Source organism: Pseudoduganella sp. RAF53_2, assembly GCF_052113985.1.
GTDB lineage: Bacteria > Pseudomonadota > Gammaproteobacteria > Burkholderiales > Burkholderiaceae_D > Rugamonas.
This window is the reverse complement of the sequence record NZ_JBFRDW010000650.1, coordinates 1-3,374: the sequence shown is the minus strand read 5'-3', so window position 1 is coordinate 3,374 and position 3,374 is coordinate 1. Positions and strand designations below refer to the sequence as shown.

6 protein-coding genes are annotated in these 3,374 nt (G+C 62.9%); 3 read left to right on the top strand and 3 right to left on the bottom strand.

The features are described from left to right. From AB4Z11_RS27140 to AB4Z11_RS27130, 3 genes are all read left to right on the top strand, one after another. Nucleotides 1–485, top strand: a 485-nt coding sequence (locus AB4Z11_RS27140) for an SDR family NAD(P)-dependent oxidoreductase (RefSeq protein WP_442028951.1), incomplete at its 5' end; no start/stop codon positions are given. Between the two features lie 21 nt (nt 486–506). Further along, nucleotides 507–932: a GNAT family N-acetyltransferase gene (locus AB4Z11_RS27135; RefSeq protein WP_442028950.1), complete on the top strand. Its 426-nt coding sequence runs from the start codon at nt 507–509 to the stop codon at nt 930–932. A 13-nt stretch (nt 933–945) separates the two neighbouring features. Continuing rightward, nucleotides 946–1,194 (top strand): hypothetical protein, encoded by a 249-nt coding sequence (locus tag AB4Z11_RS27130; RefSeq protein ID WP_442028949.1) that lies wholly within the window; start codon nt 946–948, stop codon nt 1,192–1,194. Here AB4Z11_RS27130 and AB4Z11_RS27125 read toward each other — a convergent pair. Genes AB4Z11_RS27125 through ygfZ form a run of 3 tightly spaced genes read right to left on the bottom strand, consistent with a single transcriptional unit; the run spans nt 1,191 to nt 3,318 of the window. Continuing rightward, a complete protein-coding gene (locus tag AB4Z11_RS27125) occupies nt 1,191–2,024 on the bottom strand; it encodes an NRDE family protein (protein ID WP_442028948.1) in 834 nt (277 codons plus the stop codon). The two genes, AB4Z11_RS27130 and AB4Z11_RS27125, sit on opposite strands and share 4 nt — an antisense overlap. Further along, nucleotides 2,015–2,308: a DUF4936 family protein gene (locus AB4Z11_RS27120; protein WP_442028947.1), complete on the bottom strand. Its 294-nt coding sequence runs from the start codon at nt 2,306–2,308 to the stop codon at nt 2,015–2,017. Before AB4Z11_RS27120 ends, AB4Z11_RS27125 begins: the two co-directional genes overlap by 10 nt. A gap of 2 nt (nt 2,309–2,310) precedes the next feature. Then, nucleotides 2,311–3,318 (bottom strand): CAF17-like 4Fe-4S cluster assembly/insertion protein YgfZ, encoded by a 1,008-nt coding sequence (ygfZ, locus tag AB4Z11_RS27115; RefSeq protein ID WP_442028946.1) that lies wholly within the window; start codon nt 3,316–3,318, stop codon nt 2,311–2,313. Nucleotides 3,319–3,374 lie beyond the last annotated feature (56 nt).

Below are 3,374 nucleotides of genomic sequence, written 5' to 3'. Positions count from 1 at the left end.
GCCATATCGTCAACACCTCGTCGATGGCGGGCACCATGAGCATGCCAGCCATGGGCGTGTACAACGTGTCCAAGCACGCGGTGGTCACACTGAGCGAAACGTTGTACCAGGATCTGCAGCTGGTGCAGGCGCCCATCAGTGCTTCGGTACTGTGCCCATATTTCGTCCCGACCGGGATCGGTCAGTCGCACCGCAATCGTCCAAGCGATGTGCGCATGACCGCGCCGCCCACCGCCAGCCAGCTGGCCGCACAGTCGCTGGTCGACAAGGCCGTCAACTCCGGCAAGTTGACTGCGGCGGACGTCGCAGAGCTGACGTTCGAAGCCGTTGCCGACGACCGCTTCTACATCTTCACCCATCCGCAAGCCCTGGGCGGCGTGGAGCAGCGCATGAAGGATATGGTGAACCAGCAGAACCCGAGCGATCCTTACGCAGCCACGCCGCAGATCCGGGAGGCCCTGCTGGCGAAGATGCGCGCGGGCTGAAATCCTGCGACAATCACGCCCATGAGCACACAACACGATATTCGCTTCGGCGACTGGGCAAGCATGCAGGCGGACGCCAAGCCGATCCGCCTGGAGGTCTTCGTGCAGGAACAGAACGTTCCCGCCGATCTGGAAATGGATGACAAGGACGCGGTCTGCGTCCACGCCGTGGCTTTCGCTGACGGCAAAGCGATTGGCACAGGCCGCCTGCTGCCGGATGGCCATATCGGCCGTATGGCCGTGCTGCGCACTGCGCGCGGCACCGGGGTTGGCGGCGCGCTGTTGAAAGGCTTGATGGCCAGGGCGGAGGAGCGCGGCGACGAGCGCGTCATTCTGAGCGCACAAACCCACGCAGCGGATTTCTACCTCGCCCACGGTTTCGCCGCACAGGGCGATGTGTTTTACGAAGCAGGCATTCCCCACATCGAGATGGTCTATTACTTCTGAGGCGGAGGGCGCTATGAAGCGTGTGTTCGCAGCACTGGCAGTTGCCGGCGTATTTGGCGCCGGCTATATCGCAGGTTCGATCAACAGCTTCCCCAACGCCCACGCGCAGTATGGCGGTGCGGGCGCATGGCCCGCCGCGGCCGCCGCTTCGTCAGCCGGCAGCACGCATTTCTACACGGTGGACACGGGCACGCGGACGCTCATCTGGTGCAAGTCGGACGGCAGCGCCAAGCCGTCCTGCGTGCGTGAGCCTTTGCCTTAACGGACCGTAACCTCGTGCAGCAGGCCGGGTGCGCTGGCATACAGCTTGACCACCGTGGAGCTGCGCGTGCCGTAATTCGGCGATTCAATCTTCACCGCTGACAGCAGACGCTCCCATTCGATCGGGACGCCGGTGTCGGGCAGGCGCATGTCCGGCACGGTCGCCGTGTCCGACAGCATCTCAAAATAGGCATCTTCCGGTGCGCCCAGGCACAGCATGCTGGCAAACTGCGCCTTCGTCTTCAGCACCTTCGGCCATGGCGAGTCCAGCAAGCCGTTGGACAGGCCATACACGCCCGGCGCCAACGGCTGGCCGTTGCGCGCATCACCTTCGCCTTTATTCGAATACCACACCAGCTCTTTGCCGTCGCACAGAATCAGGTTGAAGCCGTTGTAGTACGATGCGCCGCCGGCGATTTGCGCAACGTAGTCACGCGCCGACAGCTCGCCTTGCAGGAAATCGGTCACCAGATGGCCACGCGAAGGCGCGTCATCGCGATGATCGAGCGGATTGCGGACGTTGGTAATGGCGGCAAAGCGCGATGGCGTTACGGCAGCATCGGCTGGCGCGGCGGCCGGATCGGGCTCGGACGTGCCATGGCAGTCCGCACGCACGACCGGCTCGTCGGCGCTGGAACAGTCGGCCGAAGCAGGGCGCGTGATGCCCATCCAGCTGCCGCCGGCCTTCAGGTCGCGGCCCGCGAAAACATGAGGAAACTCCGGCCATGACGCGGCCGGCGCGGTCGCGCGCTCGTAGAACTCGTCGCGGTTGGCCGCGGCAATCAGCGGCACACCCGGCACAACCTGCCAGGCGAAGACAATCAAACACATGGTGACACTAAATCCGTAAATACTTCCACGTGGCGAAGACCGGCGGTCAATGCCACCAGACCTGCTTCAGCCACGGCCTGCGCCAGCACGGCATCGAAGCCGTCCGGCGTGGCGGGATAAACCTCCATCCAGGTCTGCAAGCCGTCTTTGGCTTGCGGGCGCCGTTTCAATTGCGGCGCCAGGGAGTAGCGCGCGGCCAGCTTTGACTGCATGGCCGCGACCAGGGGCTGCAATGCGCCGGCATCGGCCTCGCGCACCTGGTAATAGATGTACAGATCGAACATGCTCAGACGTCGAGCTTATCCAGCACGTAGGGCATCGGCAGGAATTGCAGGGCGGGGCCGGTGGCCGAGCCCAGACGCACATCCGCCTGCTCGATTGCATCCAGTTTCATTTCAACCAGCGCGTCCACGCCGCCCTCGCCATTGGGCGCGGTGTTGACCACCATGCCGCAAGGCTGCTCAGGATCGGCAGGCGTGAAGACTTCAGCGCCCGGCGCAACGTCCGCGCTGGCGATGGTGACCAGTGCCGTGCGGCGTTTCAGCTTGCCGAGGTACTGGCTGCGGGCCACGATTTCCTGGCCGGGATAGCATCCCTTCTTGAAATTGACGCCACCCAGCAGTTCCAGGTTAACCATTTGCGGCACGAACTGCTCCTGCGTACCGGGGCCAATCTGCGCCACGCCGGCGTGGATATCGGCCAGGCGCCAGGTTTCATTGCCGCCAACGATCAGGCGATCGGCCAGCACTGGTGCGGCCATCGTTGCCGTTTCGGCGGTGGTCAGCCACAGGTAGCGCGGCGCGCCGAAAGCATCGGCTACGCGCAGCAGTGTGCCCAGCGGGTGATCGATCCTTGAATATGGGCGGTTCGGCAGCACATCAAACCAGGTTTGCAGCACCGCTTCCGCCATGCCGCCGCCGAGGCCGAGGGCGACATAGTTGTCGGTCACGTCTGCAGGTTTGGTCTTGGAGCGCAGCACGAACATCTGCAGGCGTTTCTGGATCGGCGCCTGGATGGCACGCGGCAGTTGCAGGAAGACGGAATCGTCATTGCGCCACATCAGGAAAGAAGCCATGATGCGGCCCTTGGGAGAGCAATAGGCGGCAAGGCGCACCTCATCCTGGCCCAGACGCTCCACGTCATTGGTCAACTGATTGTGCAGGAAACTGGCAGATTCTTCGCCGGTGAAAGCGATCAGGCCCTGATCGGTGACCGGGGCAACAAAGCCCACGGCGAGGCGGGCAGTGGTCAGTGGTTCTTGTTCCTGTATTAAAAGTTGATTCCAGCTGTTCATAAAATCCAATATTTTGACCGTGAAGGCAGTATCATTATGGGCTCATTATAGTGATC

Bases quoted from the DNA above. Each gene is read 5' to 3' on its own strand.
- AB4Z11_RS27120 (WP_442028947.1), bottom strand. From the start codon at position 2,308: ATGTTCGATCTGTACATCTATTACCAGGTGCGCGAGGCCGATGCCGGC.
- AB4Z11_RS27130 (WP_442028949.1), top strand. From the start codon at position 946: ATGAAGCGTGTGTTCGCAGCACTGGCAGTTGCCGGCGTATTTGGCGCC.
- AB4Z11_RS27125 (WP_442028948.1), bottom strand. From the start codon at position 2,024: ATGTGTTTGATTGTCTTCGCCTGGCAGGTTGTGCCGGGTGTGCCGCTG.
- ygfZ (WP_442028946.1), bottom strand. From the start codon at position 3,318: ATGAACAGCTGGAATCAACTTTTAATACAGGAACAAGAACCACTGACC.
- AB4Z11_RS27135 (WP_442028950.1), top strand. From the start codon at position 507: ATGAGCACACAACACGATATTCGCTTCGGCGACTGGGCAAGCATGCAG.